Genomic DNA, 18,431 nt, shown 5'->3' on the forward strand with positions numbered 1-18,431 from the left:
GGCACGACGTGAGCGTTGGCACCGGAACGACGACCGTGGACGTCCGCATCATGACCCGCGCCGAACTCGCCCTGCGGGGAGTGGCGTTGGACACCCCAGTACGGCGCCCCGACGGCGCGGGACCCAGCGACGACGGACACGTCCTCGTCGACGGCGCCAACGCCGCGCTGCCCACCAACCCCGAAAGTCCCTACCGGGTGCGCGACGGCAAGGTCTGGCTCGGCGAGGAGGACACCGGCCTCACCCTGAGCGCCGTACGACGCCCGAAGTTCTACGACCTCACCACGGCCGACGGCACCCCCTACGAGCACATCGCCCGCCTGCACGGCGCCGACGTCCTCGCCACCACCGTCGTCCAGACCTGTATCCGCTACGCCGAGTCGGACCGCTGCCGCTTCTGCACCATCGAGGAGTCCCTGCGCTCCGGCGCCACGGTCGCCGCCAAGACCCCGGCACAGCTCGCCGAGGTCGCCGAGGCCGCCGTACGCCTCGACGGCGTGAAGCAGATGGTGATGACCACCGGCACGACCACCGGCCCGGACCGGGGCGCCCGCAACCTGGCCCGATCCGTCCGCGCGGTCCTGCGGGCCGTACCGGGCCTGCCGATCCAGGTGCAGTGCGAGCCGCCCGGCGACCTGTCCTGGATCCGCGCCCTGCACGACGCCGGGGCCACCGCCATCGGCATCCATGTCGAGTCCCTCGACGACGAGGTGCGCCGGCGCTGGATGCCCGGCAAGTCGTCCGTGCCGATGGCCGAGTACGAAGCCGCGTGGGACGAGGCGGTGCGGGTGTTCGGCCCGAACCGGGTGTCCACCTACCTGCTTGTCGGGCTCGGTGAGGACCCGGATGAACTCATTGACGGGGCAGGGAAGTTGATCGACCGTGGCGTCTACCCGTTCGTCGTCCCCTTCCGCCCGATGAGCGGCACCCTCGCCGCACGTGACGGCGACCGGGCCCCGAGCGCCGACCTCCTGCGGTACGTCACCGAGGGCGTGGCGGCGAAGCTGCGCGCGGCCGGGATGAGCGGCGCCGACCAGACGGCCGGCTGCGCGGCCTGCGGGGCGTGCAGCGTGCTGAAGACCGCGGGCGGGTGAGGGACGTGTACCTCGACGACGTGGCCGCGTCCGCGGTGGTCGAGCAGACCGACATCCTCGCGCTGCTCGGCGACCGCAGCACCCTCGCCCGCCACCCGGCCTTCCACGTCGAAGAGGCGGTCGGCAGCACGGAGTTGGCGGCCTACCGGGCGCTGCGCAAGGAGACCTTCGTCGACGATCAGGGCTTGTTCACGGGCGACGACCTCGACGACCGCGACGCCGACACCCGGACCGTCGTCCTGGTCGCCCGGGCCCCGGACGGCACGGTGATCGGCGGGGTCCGGCTCGGTCCGGTCGACGACGGCCCGGACATCGGCTGGTGGCAGGGCGGGCGGCTGGTCGTCGACCGGCGGGCCCGTGGCGCCCACGGCATCGGCGCGGCACTGGTCCGCGCGGCCTGCGCACGCGCGGAGGCGGAGGGCGTGCTGCGGTTCGACGCGACCGTCCAGGCCCGGGCCGAGATCCTGTTCCGGCGGCTCGGCTGGCAGCGGGTGCGGGACGTGACGGTCGCCGCCGCGCCCCACGTCCTGATGCGGTGGCCGATCGGCCGGATCGCGGATCTCGTCGCCGCCACCAAGTCCCCCCTGGGCTCCCTCCTGACGTCTCTCGCGCCCGGCGGCGCGGGTTTCGTCGGCGACGACGGCGCGCCCGTGCCGGGCACCGACATGATCGCCGCGTGCGACGCGATCGTGCCGTCGATGGTCGAGCGTGACCCGGAGTGGGCCGGCTGGTGCTCGGTCCTGGTCAACGTCAACGACCTCGCCGCCATGGGCGCCGCGCCGGTCGGCCTGCTCGACGCGGTCGGCGCGAAGGACGCGGGGCACGCCTCGCGGATCCTCGCCGGTCTGAGCCGGGCCGCGCGGGCGTACGGCGTCCCAGTGCTCGGCGGGCACACCCAACTCGGCGTCCCGGCAGCCCTGTCGGTGACCGCGCTCGGCCGCACGGACCGTCCCGTGCCTGGGGGCGGCGGCCGTCCGGGGCACCTGGTGCGGCTGACCGCGGACCTCGGCGGCGGCTGGCGCGAGGGGTACCGCGGGCGCCAGTGGGACTCCACCACGCACCGGCACGGTGACGAACTGCGAGTCATGACCGGCGCGGTGGCCGCCGCCCGCCCGGCCGCGGCGAAGGACGTCTCGATGGCGGGCATCGCCGGGACGCTCGGCATGCTCGCCGAGGCGGGCGGTTGCCGTGCGGTGCTCGACGTGGCCGCCGTACCCCGGCCGAGCACGGCGACCATGGGCGACTGGCTGACCTGTTTCCCCGGGTTCGCCATGCTCACCGCGGGCACGGCGGGCGGACCGCCGCTCGCGGCCGGCCCCGCCACAGGCGCCGTGTGCGGCGCGCTGACCACTGGAGAAGGCGTCGGGCTGCGTTGGCCCGACGGAGAGATCACTGAAGCGGTCACGTCCACGGTGACCGGGATGGGACCTGCATGAGCACCCTGCGCCTGGCGGCCGTTGCCGCCGAGTTCGGCCGCGACCTGGAAGAGGACTTCGCGATCGCCGAACGGCTGATCAAGGAAGCGCGCGAGGAGGGCGTACATCTGCTGGCGCTGCCCGAGGCATGCCTCGGCGGCTATCTCCTCAGCCTCGACAACCCTGCATCGATTGAAGAGGGCGACCTCGACGAGGGCCCGCCCGCGCTCGCCCTCGACGGGCCCGAGATCAGCCGGCTGGCCGCCCTCGCCGGAGACATGACCGTTGTGGCCGGCTACTGCGAGGCGGCGGCCGACGGACGGCGCTACAACAGTGCCGTCTGCGTCACCGGCGACGGCGTCCTGGGTAGCCACCGCAAGGTCCACCAGCCACTGAGCGAGGACGCCTCCTACGCCTCCGGTGACCGCTTCCAGGCCTTCGACACTCCCGTCGGCCGGATCGGCATGATGATCTGCTACGACAAGGCGTTCCCGGAGTCGGCCCGTGCCCTGGCCCTCGACGGCGCCGAGATCGGCGTCTGCGTCTCCGCCTGGCCGGGCGCGCGCACGAGCGCGGTCGCCAACCTGGAGGAGGACCGCTGGAAGCGCCGCTTCGACCTGTTCGACCGGGCCCGCGCCTTGGAGAACCAGATCGTGTGGCTGTCCGCCAACCAGGCGGGCACCTTCGGGTCGCTACGCTTCGTTGGCAGCGCCAAGGTCGTCGACCCCGGCGGCGAGATCATCGCCGACACGGGGGTGACGGCCGGAATCGCCGTCGCCGAGATCGACGTCACGCAGGCCCTCGAGACCGCCCGCCGGTCCATGGGGCACCTGCGCGACCGGCGCCCGGACGCCTACACACCCGCAGGAGCAGTCACCGTATGAGCACCATCCGGATCGCGGCCGCGGCCGCCCACTTCGGCCGCGACCTGGAGTTCGACCTGGCGAGGATCGCCAAGCTCATCGACGACGCCCGCAGCTCCGGCGCCGGACTCCTGGTGCTCCCGGACGCCGCGCTCGGCGGCTATCTCGCCGATCTGCGCCATCCCGACCCGGATGCCCTGCCGCCCGCCCTCAAGCCGGACGACCCGCTGATCCTCCAGGTCGCCCAGCTCGCGGCGGAGATGGTCGTGTGCGTCGGCTACTGCGAGGACGGCGGCACCGACCGCTACAACGCCGCCGTCTGCGTGTCCGGCGACGGCGTCCTCGGCCGGCACCGCAAGGTCCACCTCCCGGCGGGGGAGACCGCCGCCTACATGCCGGGCGACCGTTTCGAGGCCTTCGACACCCCGGTCGGCCGCCTCGGCATGCTCATCGACTACGACAAGACCTTCCCCGAGTCGGCCCGTTCGCTGGCGCTGGACGGCGCGGAGGTCCTCGCCTGCCTCTCCGCCTGGCCGACCAGCATCACCAACCGCGCCCCGCGCATGGCACAGGACCGTCAGGCCAAGCTCTTCGACCTTTACGACCAGGCGCGCGCCGCCGAGAACCAGGTCGTCCTCGCCTCCTCCAACCAGACCGGCGCCATGGGCGGCATGCGCTTCCTCGGCCAGGCCAAGGTCGTCGGCCCCGGCGGCGACATCCTCGCCCGCACCTGGGCCAAGGCGGGCCTGGCGGTGGCCGAGGTCGACGTCGCCGAGGAGATCGACCGGGCCCGCCGCGTCCTGCGCCACCTCGAAGAACGCCGGCCGTCCGCCTACCGGGAGACCCCGTCGTGAAGATCGCACTGCTCAGCTACTCCACCAAGCCGCGTGGCGGGGTCGTCCACACCCTCGCCCTCGCGGAGGCATTCGCCGCACTGGGCGAGGACGTGACCGTGTGGACCCTGGGCCGAGGCGGCGACGAGGGCTTCTACCGCCGCGTCGACCCAGCCGTGCGCCTGTGCATCGTGCCGTTCCCGGACGGCCCGTCCGGTGAGAGCGTCGGCGAGCGCATCCTGCGCTCCATCGACACCCTCCGCGCCGCCTTCGACCCGGGCCCCTACGACATCATCCACGCCCAGGACTGCATCAGCGCCAACGCCGTCGGCCGCTGCGTGCGCACCGTCCACCACCTCGACCACTTCACCACCCCCGAACTCGCCGCCTGCCACGAGAAGGCGATCGTCGAGCCGTACGCACACATCTGTGTCTCACGGTCGGTGGCGGAGGAGCTGAAGGAAGGCTGGGGTCTGACGGCGGAGGTCATCCCCAACGGGGTGGCGTACGAGCGCTTCGCCACCCCCGATCCGACGGCGCGGGCGGGGTGGCGCTCACGCCTCGGCCGTTACGTCCTCGCCGTGGGCGGCATCGAACCCCGCAAGGGCTCCCTCGACCTGCTGGAGGCCTACGCCCTGCTGCGCAGCGAACATTCGGACGTGCGGCTGGTGATCGCCGGCGGCGAGACGCTCTTCGACTACCGGGACTACCGGGCCCGCTGGGAGGCGCGAGCCGGCGAACTCGGTGTCGAGCCGGTCGTGCTTGGACCGGTGGCCGACGACGAACTGCCGGCCCTGGTGGGCGCCGCGGCAGCCTTCGCCTTCCCCTCCCTCAAGGAAGGCTTCGGCCTGGCCGCGATGGAGGCCCTGGCGGCCGGCGTACCGCTGGTCGTGCGGGACCTGCCCGTCCTGCGTGAGGTGTTCGGATCCGCCGCGCGTTTCGCGGACGGCCCGCACACCCTGGCCGCCGAACTCGGCCACGCCATGACCGTGGAGGACCCGGCCCGACGGGACGCCGGACGCGACCTCGCCGCCCGGCACACCTGGGACACGGCGGCACGTCGGCACCTGGCCCTCTACCGTTCGCTGCCCGGCCGCGGCCCGGGCGAAGCCGCTACGTGAGCTCGTCCTCGTCGGCGCGCGCCACCCAGTCGGCGAAGGTCTCGCCAGGAGCGCGCGCCGCGTCGAAGCGCCGTACGACGCGCTCGACGTAGTCGGGGAGTTCGTCGGCGGCGACCTTGTGGCCGCGGAGTTTGCGGCCGAAGCGGGCCTCCATGCCGACCGTGCCGCCCAGGTGCACCTGGAAACCCTCGACCTGGCGTCCGTCGGCGCCGAGAACGAGCTGGCCCTTGAGACCGATGTCGGCGATCTGGGACCGCACGCAGCTGTTCGGGCACCCGTTGACGTTGACGGTGAGGGGCTGGTCGAAGTCCGGCAGGCGCCGCTCCAACTCCTCGACGGCGGTGACCGCTCGGCGTTTGGTCTCCACGATCGCGAGTTTGCAGAACTCGATGCCGGTACAGGCCATGGTGTTGCGGCGGAAGGTGCTGGGACGCGCCTGAAGTCCGAGTACTTCCATCCCCCGGACCAGGTCCTCAACTGCCTCGCCGGGCACGTCGAGGACCAGGATCTTCTGGTGCGGTGTGGTGCGCACACGGCGGGATCCGTGTGCCTCGGCAAGCTCGGCCAGGGAGATCAGGGCAGTGCCCGACACCCGGCCCGCCGTCGGTGCGGCACCGACGTAGAAGCGGCCGTCGCGCTGGGGATGGACCCCGACGTGGTCGCGCGGGCCGGCCGGCGGGGGAGGCGCGGGACCGTCGGTCAGAGGGCGCTTGAGGTACTGGTCCTCCAGCACCTCGCGGAACCGTTCGATGCCCCAGTCGGCGACGAGGTACTTCAGCCGGGCCCGGTTGCGCAGCCGGCGGTAGCCGTGGTCACGGAAGAGGGAGACGACGCCCGCCCAGATCTCCGGGACCTCCTCCAGCGTGGCGAAAGCGCCCAGCCGCTCGGCGAGCATGGGGCTGGTCGACAGCCCGCCGCCGACCCACACGTCGAAACCGGGGCCGAGCTCGGGGTGGCGTACGCCGATGAACGACACGTCGTTGATCTCGTGGGCGACGTCTTGGAGCGGCGACCCGCTGATGGCCGTCTTGAACTTGCGCGGCAGATTGGAGAACGCGGGATCCCCGACCCAGCGCTCGTGGATGGCGTCGATGGCGGGGCTGCCGTCGACGATCTCGTCCGCGGCCACACCGGCGACCGGGCTTCCCAGGAAGACACGCGTGGTGTCACCGCACGCCTGGGCGGTGGTCAGTCCCACGGCCTCCAGCCGCCGCCAGACCTCCGGCGCGTCCTCGATGCGGATCCAGTGCAGCTGGATGTTCTGCCGGTCCGTGAGGTCGGCGGTGTCCCGGGCGAAGTCGCGGGAGACCTCGCCGACGGTGCGCAACTGCTCGGTGGTGAGGCGTCCGCCGTCGACGCGGACGCGCAGCATGAAGTACTCGTCGTCGAGTTCGTGCGGCTCCAGGGTGCCGGTTCTGCCCCCGTCGATCCCGGGCCGGCGCTGGGTGTAGAGGCCCCACCAGCGCAGCCGCCCGTGCAGGTCCTCGGGATCGATGCCGGCGAACCCCTTGTAGGCGTAGACCGTTTCTACGCGGTCGCGGACGTTGAGCCCGTCGTCGTGCTGCTTGAACCGTTCGTTCGCGTTGAGCGGGGTCCGGTCACCCAGCGCCCACTGTCCCTCGGGGCGCGGCGTACGGGCGGCCCGGCTGTCCGCACTCGGGGATCCGGCCCCTGCTGTGGCGGAACGGGCCGGTACCGGACCGAGATCGGTGCGGCCTCCGACCGGGCCGATGGGCGGGGGATACGGCGGGTTGGCCATGGTGTCGCCACTCCTTCGGCGTCGTGGGACGAGGCTTGGATGTCAGTCGGCGGTGGGCAGGGTGATGGGAACGCCGACCAGGGAGCCGTACTCGGCCCACGACCCGTCGTAGTTGCGCACGTTGTCGTGTCCCAGCAGCTCGCTGAGCACGAACCAGGTGTGGGCGCTGCGCTCGCCGATACGGCAGTAGACGATCGTCTCCCGCCCGGAATCGACGTCCGCGTACAGGGCCGCCAGTTCCTCGTCGGACCGGAACGTGCCGTCGTCGTTGGCGGCCTTCGACCACGGGACGTTCACGGCGGTCGGGATGTGACCGCGCTGCAGGGCCGCCTCCTGGATCAGATGGGCCGGGGCGCTGAGCCTGCCCGAGAACTCCTCCGGCGAGCGTACGTCGACCAGGTTGTGGGAGCCGATGGCGCAGAGCACCTCGTCGCGCATCGCCCGCAGCGACGGGTCGGGGGCCGACGCCGTGTACGTGGTGGCGGGGCGGGTGACCGTCTCGGCGACCAGCTCACGGCCGTCGAGTTCCCACTTCTTGCGGCCGCCGTCGAGCAGACGCACGTCCTGGTGACCGTAGACCTTGAAGTACCAGTAGGCGAACGCGGCGAACCAGTTGTTGTTGCCGCCGTAGAGAACGACAGTGTCGTCGCGTCCGATGCCCTTCTGGGAGAGGAGCTTCTCGAAGGCGGCCTGGTCGACGAAGTCGCGGCGTACCGGATCCTGGAGGTCCTGTCGCCAGTCGATGCGCACGGCCCCGCGGATGTGGTTGGTGTCGTAGGTGGTCGTGTCCTCGTCGACCTCGACGAGAACGACAGCGGGGTCGTCGAGATGTGCCTGGACCCAGTCGGCATTGACGAGTGCGGCGGTTCGGCTCACGGTGTTCTCCCTGCGTGTCACTGCTCCTCTTTTCGCAGGTATAGACGGAGGTTTGCCTGTTGGGCAATTTTTTTGTCTGCCAGGCAATTTCCTTCAGCTGCGTCCGGCGGAGCTGTCGGGTGGGGCGGTTGGCTGGAAGGCGTGACAAGTCGATGCCGCAGTCGATTCAGGCGAAGACTCTGTACAGGCCGGCGGCGTCGAGGCCGTACCGCGCCAGAAGGGCGGGGTATGCGCCGGTGGTGACGTGCTCGTGGGGGAGCCGATCGCGGCTTGGCGAAGCCATGATGAGATCTTGGTCCACCGGCTCGGCAGACGGCGCGGCCGCCAAGTCGAGGTCGATGCCCTCGAGGCGAAGCTGATCGACCGCTCGTATCGCCTCGGTCGTCACGGGACCTCTACTGACGACCGAGGCCTGACTGCCTTCTCGTGTCAACCGCCCTTTGCGGATGACGAACGGCTCCCGGTTGAACTGTTGAGGAATGAGGGGGGCCGCCGATTCGTGTAGACCGGTCCCGTGTGGCCGAGCATCGCATCGACCGCTGCGCTGATCTCGCCCGGATCCTGCGGAGAAAGGACGACGACTCGCAGCCAGACGTCGGCTCGTGGTCTCAGCGCCTTCACTCCAACCCGGGGGGGCAGCCGCGCAGGCCTTGGACCGCAGCTTCCAGGCGCTTGCCGAAGTCTCCGTCGGCCTGACGGAAGTTGCCGATCGCGCGTTCGGCGATGTCCTCGCGCGAGACCTTGGCGATGAAGCCCGCGAGGTTCTCGATCAGGCGCTCCTTCTCGCCTTCCGACATCAGGCGGTAGAGGTTGCCCGCCTGCGTGAAGTCGTCGTCCCCGGTGTGGACCGGGGCCTCGTGGTTGCCGGTGCCGGCCGTGAAGTTCGCAGTCGACTGCCACAGCGGGCGGTCCGTCTGGAAGGGGCCGCCGCAAGGACGGCCGCTGGTCAGGGGCGCGGGCACATCGCACCGACAGCCTGGGAGACGATCTCCGTGAGGGCTTGCACGGGTCCTGGCCGGCGAGTTCCGTCAGTGCCCCGAGAGCGCTCAGCCGCGGGCCGGGGGCGTGTAGAAGTCACCGACGGACGTCCAGACGCCGTTCTTCACGACCACCCGCTGCACGCTGCGGGTGCCGAGATGGTCGCTCGCGCTGAACTTCATCACCGGTGACACCCCGGGGTCGACCGCCGAGGCCTTCTCGTACGCCGTGATGACGGACTGGGACGTGACGGGCCCCTTGATGGTCTTCGCGATCTCGGCGAACACCTTCGCGTTGCTCCAGCCCCACAGGGCGAGGAATCCGGCGGTCTGACCGGGTTCGTACTTGGCCATCGCGGTCCGGAACTCCTTCACCGCGGGGTCGGGGTCCGAGGGAGCCCTCACCAGTTGTACGGCCTTCAGCCCCTCGGCGGCGTCCTTGGCCAGTGAGACCGTCGACTCGGCTGCCACGGGAGCGTAGGCATAGGTGGGCAGGGAGAGTCCCTGGAGCTTGGCTTCCTTGAGGAAGGCGGCCGCCTCGGGGGACGTCAGGATCAGGATCACCGCCTGGGGTTTGTCGGCCTTCACCTTGCTGATCACGGGTGTGTAGTCGGTGGTCTGGAACTTGACCGCCAGCCGGTTCACCTCGACCGAGGGATCGACCTGCTTCGCGACGGGCTCGACCTGCTTGGCCACGTTCACGAACGCGGCCGGGTCACTGTGCACGACGAGGATCTTCTTGGCGCCGTCCTGCACCGCCCAGGCGGCGATCGCCGCTGCCTGGTCCTCGTAGAGGGTCTGGGTGCCGAACAGGCCGGTGCGCGGAGGCTTGTACCAGGATTCGGCGCCTCCCTGCTCGTTGAGGATCGGCACCTTGGACTGAGTGAGGACGAACGGGAAGGCGGCCTCCGCCTGGGAGGTGCCGTTCGCGTTGACGATCGCCACGACCTTGTCCTGGCCGACGAGTTCGCGTGCGATCTGCACGGTCTGCTGCGGGTCGAACGCGTTGTCCTTGACGGTCCACCGGACCTTGCGGCCGTTGATGCCGCCCTTGGCGTTGAGCATCTTGAAGTACGCGTCGGCGCCCGCCTTCTGGGGCACGCCGTACGCGGCGACGGCGCCGCTGAGGGGCAGCCACGCTCCGATGTGTATCTCGGACGAGCTGCCGGCGGCTCCTGCGGAGTCCTGTCCGCCGCACGCGTTGGCGGTCAGCGCCACCACGGCGAGGACGGCTGTCGTTGCCGCGGCTCGGCGGAATCTTCTGATGATCCGGTACACGGTCCACCTCGTTCACAAGGGATGTCAGTTGACTTGGGGCGTCCGGGCGGAAGCCGCCGCGGTCGGGGCGGCTTCGAGGCCGCCGCTGAAGTACGCCGCTTCCGCCAGGGCCGCGAACGCCGGGTCGCCAGGCCGCCCGTGGGCGGCGATGACGCCCTCGTGCAGCACGGCCACCTCGTGGCTGACGGACAGGGCACGGCTGAGGAGCTGCTCCAGCAGGACGACCGTCAGGCCGTCGTGGGCGAGCCTGGCCAGCCGGTCGTAGACCTCGTCGACCAGCGCGGGGGCCAGCCCGAGCGCCGGTTCGTCCACGATCAGGACGTCCGGGCCGACGATCAGAGCCCGGGCGATGGCGAGCATCTGCTGCTCTCCGCCGGACAGTCCGCCGGCGGAGGCGGACATCCGGTCGCGCAGCCGCGCCGGCAGCCACTGGACGGTCTCCTCCAGTCGTTCGCGCAGCGGGGCACCGGTGATGCCCGCCGCGTACGCCGCGACCTCGAGGTTCTCGCGCACGGACAGCGTCTTGAACAGGGCCCGGCCCTCGGGCGCCAGGCTGGTGCGGACCACTCCGCCCGTCTCCCGGTCGCCGCGGGCGGGCTGGAGCGAGCCGTGCAGGATGCCGGCCAGCGTGCTCTTGCCCGCTCCGTTGGCGCCGGCGATGCCCAGGACGACGCCCTGGCGGACGTCGAGGCCGACGTCCCGCAGCGCGACCACACCGCCGTACGTGTGGCCGACGCCGTTCAGGCGGATCATGCTCCGCTCACCCACGTGCTCGGGCGGCCGGGTCCTGCCGTCGACCGATCCCAGGTACGACGACCGCACCTTCGGGTCTTGGAGAACGGTGTCCGGGGCGCCCTCGCCGATCGTGCGGCCGAAGTCGAAGGCGAGCACCCGGTGGGCGACGGAGAAGAGGTCGTCGAGGACGTGGTCGATGACCACCACGGCGGTGCCGTCGGCATGCAGCCGCCTGATGTGCCGTGCGAGCAGCGCCCGTTCACCCGCGTCGAGGCCGCCGAACGGCTCGTCCAGGATCAGCAGCTTCGGCTCCCCGGCCATCGCACGCGCCAGGTCGAGGCGCTTCTGCAGGCCGAACGGCAGCTCGCCGGGGCGACGGTCGGCCACGTCTGCGAGACCGACGGACTCCAGCAGCCGCGCGACATCCGCCCGGGCCCGGTCGGTGATCCAGCGGCGGGTGCACAACACGTTCTCGGCGACGGTGAGTTCGGAGAAGACCTCCGCGTGCTGGAACGTACGGCCGACGCCCAGCCGCCGGCGTGCGGTCGCCCTGGCCTTGAGCAGCGGCCGGCCGGCGAAGTCGGCGGTCCCGTTCACCCGGCCGTTGCCGGTCAGCCCCGACAGGGCGTTCAACAGGGTTGTCTTTCCTGCCCCGTTGGGCCCGATGACCGCCAGGATCTCGTTCTGCCGCAGGGAGAGCGAGGCGTCCTCCAGGGCCTTGAGTCCGCCGTACGAGACCGACAGGTGCTCCAGGTGCAGCAGGACGGGCCCGTAGCCCGTGGCCTCGGACGGCGGCGGCGTTGCCGAGAGATGCGCCGACGCCTCGGCGGGCAACGGGACTTCGGTGTCCGGCCGTCGCAGCACCCGCCGTACGAGCCTCGCGAGGAACGGCACGGCTCCACCGGGCAGGAAGAGGAGCACGGCGATCAGTACGAGGCCCTGCACGACCGGCTGGGGCAGCCCGACGGCGGACGACAGCGAGGGGTTCCAGGTGAGATAGACCCCGCCGGCCACCGCGCCGAGGACGGTGCCGACCCCGCCGAGCACACACGCCGCGATCAGTGAGATCCCGAAGGTCAGCGAGAAGGGATCCGGGCTGACGAACCCGGTGAGCAGGCCGAGCAGCACACCCGCGAAGCATGTGCACGCCCCGCTCGCCGCGAACGACAGCGACGACTGCGCCTCCGGCGCGATGCCGATCGTACGGGCGGCCAGAGGGTGGGACTTGGCGGCCACCAGCCGCATCCGCAGTCCCGAGGCGGCGGCCGGAACCGCCAGCGCGAGCACCACGGAGGCGGCCCCGACCGCGAGGTACTGGGCGTCGGCACCGCCGCCCGCGAGGGTGCCCAGGCCGAGGGCGCTGCGCAGCTCGATCACCGGCACTCCCTGGTCGCCGCCGGTCACGGTGCTCCAGCGGTTGACCAGTTCCAGGGTCACCGTGGTGAACGCGAGGGTCAGCAGGGCGATGTAGAGCACCGAGAACCTGGCGCCCGCGTATCCCAGGAAGGCGCCCAGGGTGGCCCCGGTGGCGACGGCGCCGAGGACCACCGCTTCCAGGGGCCAGTCGTGTCCGCTGCCGTACGCGGCGAAGTAGGCGCCGATGGCGAAGAACGCGGGGTGGCCCACCGACCAGATGCCGGACCAGCCGGCGAGCAGCCCCACCGACAGCACGACGATCGTGTACACGGCCGCGAGCCCCACCGAGTACATCTGGTACGCCGGGATCGCGCCGGAAGCCATGAACGCCATGAGTACCGCACCGGCGGCCGGGACCAGAGCGGCCCTCGCCAGGAGGGAACGGTTGAAGACCATGGATGCGACCCCTCAGACCCGTTGGAAGGTGCGGGTGCCGAACATGCCCTGGGGACGGATCAGCAGGACCAGCACGGTGAACGAGAACACGAACGTGTCCCGGAAGCTCGCGGAGACGTAGTTCGCCGCCAGGTTGTCCAGGACACCGATGGTCAGTCCGCCGAGGACGGCGCCGTACATACTGGTCAGGCCGCCCAGGAAGATTCCCGCGAAGGCCCGGAACAGGGGCGCGACGAGCGCGGTGGGCACCAGGCCGGACCGCGGCGCGTACAGACAGGCGGCGAGCGCGGCGAGACCCAGGCCGAGCGCCCAGGAGATCCTGGCCAGGCGCTGCGCGCTCAGCCCGACCACACGGGCGGTGTCCGCGGACTCGGCAACGGCGCGCATGGCCGAGCCGAGCGTGGTGCGGGCGAACAGATAGCCGACCAGTGCCATCGCCACGGCTGCGACGGCGATCGTCACCAGACTCTGGACCGGCACCGCGGCGCCCGACCAGCGCACCGTCCCGTCGACCAGGCTGGGGAAGGCTTTGGGCTGGTCGCCCCAGATCGATCCGGCCGTGCTCTCCGCGATCAGGGACACGCCCATCGTCACGACGAGCGCGGAGAACAACTGGCCCTGACCCAGCGGCCGGATCACCGTCTCCCGCACCAGCAGGCCCGCCGCGACGGTGATCGCGATGGCGGCGAGGAGGCCGAGCACCGTGGCAACACCGCGGTCATGGAGCGAGACCGCCACATACAGGCCCAGGGTCGCGAGCGACGCCATCGCGAAGTTCACGACGTCGGTGGCCCGGTAGATGATGACCAGCCCGAGCCCCATGAGGCCGTACACGGCTCCGCTGGCCACGCCGCTGACCAGGACAAGCAGGAACTGACTCACAGTCCCTCCCTCGAGGAAGGGCGCGTTCGCGCCACGCATGCGAGCAGCATGATCACCTCACGAACACGCAGAGTTAAAGTGAACTCAATTCAGTACGCTAGGCATTCCGGTGCCGGGAGGGCAAGCCTCGTGCACGGGATTTGCGCCGACCGGCCGGGCTCAGCGGGTGAGGGCCGTCGGCGACTCGGTGAGCGCGGTCCGTGCCGCCGCGAGGCCGAAGACCAGGGCGGGGGCGAGTCCGCCGGCGTAGGCGCGCCGGTAGAGTCCGCCCGCGTCCGCGCCGGCGGCGAGCAGGCCGGGTACCGGAGTGCGTCCCTCAGAGTTCGCGGACAGGGTGTGCGCGCCGGCGTCGATCAGCAGGCCGCCGAAGGTGAACGTGATCGCCGGAGCCGCCTCGACGACATGGAACGGCGGTTCGTCGAGTGGCTGCCGGTCGAGGCGGCGGCCGGGCGTCGTGGCGCCGTTCTTGCTTGTGGCGGCGTTGAACTCCTTGATGCGGTCGCGGATCGTGGTGCCCGGATAGCCCCACTCCTCGGGCATCGCCGCGAAGTCCTCCAGGCTGTCCGCCACCGCGCTTCGGGCACCCGCGCGATGGCACAGCTGGAACTTGTCCACGCCGGGGATCCCCTCCACGTACGAGGCGCTGATCCACTCGCGGTGCACCCGCGCGTCGGCGACCAGCAGACCGCGGGCCTGTGGCCGTTCGAGCAGCGCCATGGTGGTCAGATGGTCCCCGAGCGTCTCGTCGACGAAGCGCTCGCCCGTCGTGTCGAACAGCAGGGCGTGCTCGCTGTAGTAGAGCGCGAGGTCGACGAAGCGCGCGGGGTCGGCCAGCGAGACGCCGGCCGGCATCAGGTGCCCGTAGAACCCCGCGTCCTTCTTGCCGAACGCCGCGCCCGCGGAACTCCCGAGGGTGAGACCGTCGCCCCGGCTGTGCGGGTTGGCTCGCAGTCCGATGTCCGCGGCGCTGGGGTGGATGTGCTCGGCGCGCAGGCCCGGATCCCCCTGGAAGCCGCCAGTCGCGAGCAGGGTCCAGGCGGCCTCGATCCGGCGTACGGATCCGTCCGGCGCGACACATTCCGCCCCTTTGACCACGCCGTTCTCCGTCACGAGGGAGCGGGTCCAAGTAGTGGTGAGCACTTCCTGGCCGCGGTCGCGGATCAGCCGCTCGCAGGAATCGAGGTAGTGGTTCGTGTCGACCTGGTGCCCGCGGCCGAAGCCGAGCACGGGCACCGGCGGCCGGCACTCCACGCCGAGCGACCGGATCCACGCCACGCCGTCGGCGAACCCGTCCACCAGGGCGGTGGCCAGCTCCGGGTCGCCGTCCGGGTTGATCCGGCGCATCTCCTCGACGGTCGGGGTCGTCCATACGAAACCGGCGAAGCGTGCGGAGCCGCCGGTGCGCTCCGCCTTCTCCGCCAGAACCACCGAGCCGCCCTCGGCGGCCACCTGGGCGGCGGCCGTCAGACCGGCCATACCGCCGCCTATCACCAGCAGATCCACAGTCTCCGCATCCATAGCGGGTCCCACCGCCTTCGCGTAGCCGAGTGAGACAAGACGCTAATTGAACTCACTTCTGGAGTCGAGAGGATGGTCGGCATGTGGTGCTGCAGTGCGTTTTCAGCCGGGTCGACCGTCAGTCGGGTAGGAGCACCGCGCGTCCCCGTACCTCGTCGGAGCGGAGCCTCGCGATGGCCTCCGGTGCGCTCGACAGCGGGAATCGCTCGACTTCCACCGTCAGGAGACCCTTGTGGGCCAGGGAGACGACAGCTTCAAGTTCGGGAAGCGTCCCCCAGAAGGGCAACGAGATCCGTGCTCCGGGAGGGAGCGCCCCGGGCTTGCGGACCGCCAGTTCCCCGCCACCGCTGCCCACCACGGCCAGTTCTCCGCCCGTCCGCAGCACGTCCACCGCCAATTCCAGACTGGAACGGCTGCCGACGAAGTCGAGCACGGCCACCGCTCCCACTCCGCCCGTCAGGCGCCGCAGGGTCGCCGCGGTGTCGGGCTGCAGGAGCGTGCCGAAGTGCGCTCCGCACTCCTCTGCCAGGGCGAGGGCCGCCTCCCGTACGTCCACGGCCAGCACCTGCGCGTTCGTCGTGGCACGCAGGATCTGGACGGCCAGGTGCCCCAGACCGCCGACGCCGAGCACTATCACGCTCGCCGCTGGGTCGTCGCCGAGCGCCCGCCGAACCGTGGCCACGGCGTGGTAGGCCGTGAGCCCGGCGTCCGACAGGGGTGCAGCCTGGACGGCGGCCAGGTCGCCCACCGGGACCAGCAGTCGCCCCGATGGCACGAGGAGCAGGTCGGCCATCCCGCCGTCGCGCCCCAGGCCCGCCCCCGTGCCGGCGCGGTCCGCGTCCAGGGCCGCGCGTCGGTCGCAGTAGTTCTCCGCCCCGACCGCACAGCGGGCGCAACTCCCGCAGCCCCAGGGGCCGTAGACGACCACACGCTCGCCGGTCGCCGGCCCCACGGCCAGCGGGCCGCGCCGCACCACCCGGCCCGCGACCTCGTGCCCGAGGGTGAACGGAATCCGGTAGGGGAGATCGCCCGGCCGTGCGTCGATGACATGGAGGTCCGAACGGCAGAGGCCGACCGCCTCCACCTGGATCAGGACCTCTTCGGCTGTGGGGGTGGGCCGTGGCGCCTCGGTGAGGATCGGTGGGCCGCCCCAGCGGGTCAGCTGGACCGCTCTCGTCCTGCCTGTTGACATACGTGCGACAGTAACAAAAATGAAGTCAGTTCAGTAGATGACGTGGGGTGGTGGCCGCACATGGGCGGTGAAGGCACGGAGCGCTTCGACGGACGGATCGCGCTCGTCACCGGCGCAGGGTCCGGGATCGGCGCGGCGGTCGCCCGCCGACTCGCCGCGCAGGGCGCCGAGGTCTACGCCGCGGACATCGACGGTCCGGTGGCGGAGGCCGTCGCGAAGGAGCTGCCGCGAGCGCACTCCCTGACCGTCGACGTGGCCGAATCGGCGCAGGTCGACGGGGCCTTCGAGGAGGTCGTGCGGCGGCACGGGCGGCTCGACGTCGTGGTGCACGCGGCCGGAGTCGACGACCCCACGGCCAAGGAGTGGATCGCCGAGGCCCTGGTCGAGGACCGGCCGCCGGAGGTGACGGGCCGGCTCGGCGACGACGCCTGGCGGCGGGTCATGCGCGTCAACCTGGACGGCGCCTTCCACGTCCTGCGCGCCGCCCTGCGGGTCATGGCGCCTCAGCGGTCCGGAGCCGTCGTGACGGTCGGCTCCTCATCGGCCTTCGACGCCCAGGCCGGCTACCCGCACTACGCGGCCTCGAAGGCCGGGGTGCACGCGCTGAGCCAGTCCGTCGCCAAGGAGGCGATCGCGTTCGGGGTCCGCGTCAACACCGTGGCGCCGGGGCCGACCGAGACGGGCATGGCGGCCAGGACCCCCGCGGCGCTGCGCCGCGGTTTCGCCGATCCGCGGGTACGCCCGTACGCAACGCCGGAGGAGATCGCCGACATCGCCCTGTTTCTGGCGAGCGACGAGGCCGCGAACCTCGTCGGCGCGATCCTGCTCGCCAACGGCGGCCGCTTCACGGTCTAGGGAGGCTTGGATGTTCCGGCTCGACGCCGATCCGGCAATGCTGTTGGAGAGCGACGAACGGCGCCAACTGCGCGCGGTGATGCGGGACCTGCTCGCCGAGGCATGCGGACCCGAGGCGGTCCGCGAACAGACGCAGAGCCCGCGCGGGCACGACCGGGCGCTGTGGGAGCGGCTCGCGGGCGACATCGGCGTGCACGGGCTCGCTGTGCCCGAGGAGTACGGCGGCGCCGGCTGCACCTTCGCCGAACTCGCCGTGGCACTGGAGGAGACCGGGCGTGTGGTGTGCCCCGCCCCGCTGCTGAGCACCGTCGTCCTCGCCGGAACCGCCCTGCTGGACAGCGCCGACGGGCGGGCCTGCGCCCGCTGGCTGCCGGGCATCGCCGCCGGTGCGCTCACCGCGACGGTCGCCGGATTCCTTCACCTCGCCGAGGTGACGGCCGAGCGTGGCCCCGACGGCTGGGTGCTGCGCGGCGAGGCCGACTTCGTGCCCGACGGAGAGGACGCCGACCTGTTGCTGGTCGCGGCCCGGGCGCCGGACGGGGAGCGGCTGTTCGCCTGTGAGCCGGACCGCTCGACCTGCGACCGCACGGCTCGTCGCGTCCTCGACCCCACTCGCCGACAGGCGCTCGTCCGCTTCCGGGGAGCGCCCGCCGAACCGGTCGGCGAGCCCGGACGGGCGGCGGGCGTCGTCGACGCCGTCCTCGACGCAGGGCGGGTGGCGCTGGCGGCCGAGCATGTCGGCGGCAGTGCGCACGCCCTGGACGCCGTACTCGCCCACGTGACCCGGCGAACCCAGTTCGGACGGGCCATCGGCTCGTTCCAGGCGGTCAAGCACCGGCTGGCCGACCTGCTCGTCGAGGTCGAGGGCGCTCGGTCGGCCTCGGCGTACGCGAGCGCCTGCCTCGCCGAACGGGCAGGAGAACTGCCGGTGGCCGCGAGTGCGGCGGCGGTGGCGTGCACCGGCGCCTACCGGCTGGCCACCGCGGAATACGTCCAGCTCCACGGCGGGATCGGCTTCACCTGGGAGCACTCGGCCCACCTCTATGTGCGCCGGGCCCGCGCCGACGAGGCGCTCGTCGGCACCGGCGACGACCACCGCCTGCGCCTGGCCGCCCTGCTCGGCCTCACCGGCCGTTCCGGCTGATCGTTCGCGGGCCGCCGGGAGCGGTCACCGCTTCCGGTCCATTGACAGGGGCATCCGCTGGCCACAGAATCGAACTC

At 71.7% G+C, this 18,431-nt stretch carries 15 protein-coding genes and 1 pseudogene; 7 read left to right on the plus strand and 9 right to left on the minus strand.

Features of this window, described 5'->3' with window-relative positions; translation table 11 throughout:
• Positions 1-8 precede the first annotated feature (8 nt).
• The 5 genes from ACIBAF_RS37270 to ACIBAF_RS37290 are packed head-to-tail and all read left to right on the plus strand — an operon-like array spanning position 9 to position 5,326.
• Entirely contained in the window at positions 9-1,094 is a 1,086-nt protein-coding gene (locus ACIBAF_RS37270; protein WP_399469100.1) for an MSMEG_0568 family radical SAM protein, read from the plus strand.
• Positions 1,091-2,530: an MSMEG_0567/sll0787 family protein gene (locus ACIBAF_RS37275; protein WP_399469102.1), complete on the plus strand. Its 1,440-nt coding sequence runs from the start codon at positions 1,091-1,093 to the stop codon at positions 2,528-2,530. Before ACIBAF_RS37270 ends, ACIBAF_RS37275 begins: the two co-directional genes overlap by 4 nt.
• A complete protein-coding gene (locus tag ACIBAF_RS37280) occupies positions 2,527-3,393 on the plus strand; it encodes a carbon-nitrogen hydrolase family protein (RefSeq protein WP_399469104.1) in 867 nt (288 codons plus the stop codon). Before ACIBAF_RS37275 ends, ACIBAF_RS37280 begins: the two co-directional genes overlap by 4 nt.
• Positions 3,390-4,226, plus strand: coding sequence for a carbon-nitrogen hydrolase family protein (locus ACIBAF_RS37285; protein WP_399469106.1), 837 nt, complete (start codon positions 3,390-3,392; stop codon positions 4,224-4,226). Before ACIBAF_RS37280 ends, ACIBAF_RS37285 begins: the two co-directional genes overlap by 4 nt.
• Positions 4,223-5,326: an MSMEG_0565 family glycosyltransferase gene (locus tag ACIBAF_RS37290; protein WP_399469108.1), complete on the plus strand. Its 1,104-nt coding sequence runs from the start codon at positions 4,223-4,225 to the stop codon at positions 5,324-5,326. Before ACIBAF_RS37285 ends, ACIBAF_RS37290 begins: the two co-directional genes overlap by 4 nt.
• Here ACIBAF_RS37290 and ACIBAF_RS37295 read toward each other — a convergent pair.
• From ACIBAF_RS37295 to ACIBAF_RS37335, 9 genes and pseudogenes are all read right to left on the minus strand, one after another.
• Positions 5,319-7,085: a nitrite/sulfite reductase gene (locus tag ACIBAF_RS37295; RefSeq protein WP_399469110.1), complete on the minus strand. Its 1,767-nt coding sequence runs from the start codon at positions 7,083-7,085 to the stop codon at positions 5,319-5,321. The genes ACIBAF_RS37290 and ACIBAF_RS37295 overlap by 8 nt on opposite strands.
• A gap of 42 nt (positions 7,086-7,127) precedes the next feature.
• A complete protein-coding gene (locus ACIBAF_RS37300; protein WP_399469112.1) occupies positions 7,128-7,961 on the minus strand; it encodes a sulfurtransferase in 834 nt (277 codons plus the stop codon).
• A gap of 166 nt (positions 7,962-8,127) precedes the next feature.
• On the minus strand, positions 8,128-8,394 hold the full coding sequence (locus ACIBAF_RS37305; protein ID WP_399469114.1) for a transketolase C-terminal domain-containing protein: 267 nt from the start codon (positions 8,392-8,394) through the stop codon (positions 8,128-8,130).
• A 184-nt stretch (positions 8,395-8,578) separates the two neighbouring features.
• Positions 8,579-8,890 (minus strand): annotated as a pseudogene (locus ACIBAF_RS37310) (catalase-related domain-containing protein); the annotation flags it as partial.
• Between the two features lie 117 nt (positions 8,891-9,007).
• On the minus strand, positions 9,008-10,216 hold the full coding sequence (locus tag ACIBAF_RS37315) for an ABC transporter substrate-binding protein (protein ID WP_399469116.1): 1,209 nt from the start codon (positions 10,214-10,216) through the stop codon (positions 9,008-9,010).
• Between the two features lie 24 nt (positions 10,217-10,240).
• Positions 10,241-12,763 carry an ATP-binding cassette domain-containing protein gene (locus ACIBAF_RS37320; RefSeq protein WP_399469118.1) on the minus strand — a complete coding sequence of 841 codons (2,523 nt, stop codon included), beginning with the start codon at positions 12,761-12,763 and terminating at the stop codon, positions 10,241-10,243.
• A 12-nt stretch (positions 12,764-12,775) separates the two neighbouring features.
• Positions 12,776-13,645, minus strand: coding sequence for a branched-chain amino acid ABC transporter permease (locus ACIBAF_RS37325; RefSeq protein WP_399469120.1), 870 nt, complete (start codon positions 13,643-13,645; stop codon positions 12,776-12,778).
• Positions 13,646-13,804: 159 nt separating this feature from the next.
• Complete coding sequence (locus tag ACIBAF_RS37330; protein WP_399469122.1) at positions 13,805-15,163, minus strand: FAD-dependent oxidoreductase; 1,359 nt, start codon at positions 15,161-15,163, stop codon at positions 13,805-13,807.
• Positions 15,164-15,281: 118 nt separating this feature from the next.
• The gene (locus tag ACIBAF_RS37335; protein ID WP_399469124.1) at positions 15,282-16,355 is read right to left on the minus strand and encodes an NAD(P)-dependent alcohol dehydrogenase; all 1,074 of its coding nucleotides are present in this window, start codon (positions 16,353-16,355) and stop codon (positions 15,282-15,284) included.
• A 60-nt stretch (positions 16,356-16,415) separates the two neighbouring features.
• Here ACIBAF_RS37335 and ACIBAF_RS37340 point away from each other — a divergent pair, with 60 nt between their 5' ends.
• Both ACIBAF_RS37340 and ACIBAF_RS37345 read left to right on the plus strand, forming a co-directional pair.
• Positions 16,416-17,210: an SDR family NAD(P)-dependent oxidoreductase gene (locus tag ACIBAF_RS37340; RefSeq protein ID WP_399469126.1), complete on the plus strand. Its 795-nt coding sequence runs from the start codon at positions 16,416-16,418 to the stop codon at positions 17,208-17,210.
• A gap of 10 nt (positions 17,211-17,220) precedes the next feature.
• On the plus strand, positions 17,221-18,354 hold the full coding sequence (locus ACIBAF_RS37345) for an acyl-CoA dehydrogenase family protein (RefSeq protein WP_399469128.1): 1,134 nt from the start codon (positions 17,221-17,223) through the stop codon (positions 18,352-18,354).
• Positions 18,355-18,431 lie beyond the last annotated feature (77 nt).

This window comes from Streptomyces sp. NPDC051677 (assembly GCF_044453465.1).
Lineage (GTDB): Bacteria > Actinomycetota > Actinomycetes > Streptomycetales > Streptomycetaceae > Streptomyces.